The organism is Mesomycoplasma hyorhinis ATCC 17981, assembly GCF_000383515.1.
Taxonomy (GTDB): domain Bacteria; phylum Bacillota_I; class Bacilli_A; order Mycoplasmatales; family Metamycoplasmataceae; genus Mesomycoplasma; species Mesomycoplasma hyorhinis.
In genome coordinates this window covers 7,364-8,677 of the sequence record NZ_KB911496.1, presented here as the reverse complement: position 1 = coordinate 8,677, position 1,314 = coordinate 7,364, and the positions used below count along the sequence as shown (strand labels likewise).

The following is a 1,314-nucleotide window of genomic DNA, read 5'->3' as shown; positions in this document are numbered from 1 at the left end:
ACGTTTTGACCAATATTATTTTCATTATTAGTTACTAAAACAAAAGAACGACTTCCGCCATCTTCTTTATTAAGTTCTAAAACTGCTTGTCCAGTTGTACCTGAACCTGCAAAGAAATCTAGGACTCTTGTGTTTTCTTTAGGTTTTAAAGAAATTAATAATTTTAGTAAAGAAACAGGTTTAGGAAAGTCGAAAGCATTTGATAAGATTTTTTCTAAATCTTTTGAACCAGTTTTAGTACTTGTACTAGAAGAAAAAATTAAATCCTTTAACTTGTAAACAAATTCTCTTCTTTTTGGAAATATTTTATAAGAATTATCACTTGTTGTTTTAACTACTAAATTAAATAATTCTGCTTTTACTTTGTTTTTTTCTCACCTTCATACCCCTTGTTTACCTAAGTGATTTTTAGAAGGAAAAATTTCTGTAAATCCTTCTTTATTTTCGATACTTATTTCAGTTCCGTTTGTATAAATAGGGTAATATAAGTTTGGTCTATTATCAATATTAAAATTATTTTTGCCTGAATTTTCTAAACTATTATCTAAAAAATAAGGAGAAATTTCATCTTCAAAGATTTCTCTTGTTTTTGCTTCATACACATAAGGCATAATTTTTTCTAAAAAATTCATATTTTGTTTTATCTCAAGACTTACTTTATCTTTATTTTTACAATAAACTAGAATATGTTCATAAGTTGAAGCGAAAAAGTTTTTTATTTGTCTACCAGCTTTATTAGATACTCATATAAAATTTCCAATAAAGTTATAATCAAAAATTTCATCCATTAACACTTTTAAATAAGCTTGTTCATTATCATCAATTGAAACAAATATAACTCCATCTTCTTTTAGAAGTTGTTTTGCTAATTTTAATCTTTCGTTTAGAAGATTTAATCATCCTGTTCTTGAAAATTTGTCCCGATATATAAATTTGTCAGCAGTTATTTGTTCATCAGTTAAATTATTTCCGTCATCTGATGTCTTTTGTGTGTTATAAGGAGGGTCAATGTAGATTAAATCGAAGTTAGAATCCTCTCTCTCTCTCTCTCTCTACTCCTATAAGATTCTTTAAAACATCATAATTTTCTCCAATGATTAAAGAATTTTGTAAATTTTCCTTCATTTTTGAAGAAGAAAAAGATAATTTTTCATCTTTTTCAAGTATTGCGATGCTTTGATTATTGATTTCTGGGGCTTCATCAAAAACAAAACCAGTAGCTACTCTTTGTTTTAAAAATCTTCAAATTTGTTCAAAGTCATCTATAGAAATTTTGTCATTATTTTTTAAAATTTCTAAATTTAGTTTAATTAA

The 1,314-nt window shown here is 25.6% G+C and carries 2 protein-coding genes; both read right to left on the bottom strand.

Translation table 4 applies throughout. The features are described from left to right. The coding region (locus F801_RS04260; protein ID WP_230493931.1) for a DNA methyltransferase at positions 1–962 on the bottom strand (962 nt) is incomplete at its 3' end. 64 nt (positions 963–1,026) lie between these two features. Beyond that, a partial coding sequence (locus F801_RS04440) for a hypothetical protein (RefSeq protein ID WP_027332476.1) occupies positions 1,027–1,314 on the bottom strand: 288 nt, incomplete at its 5' end.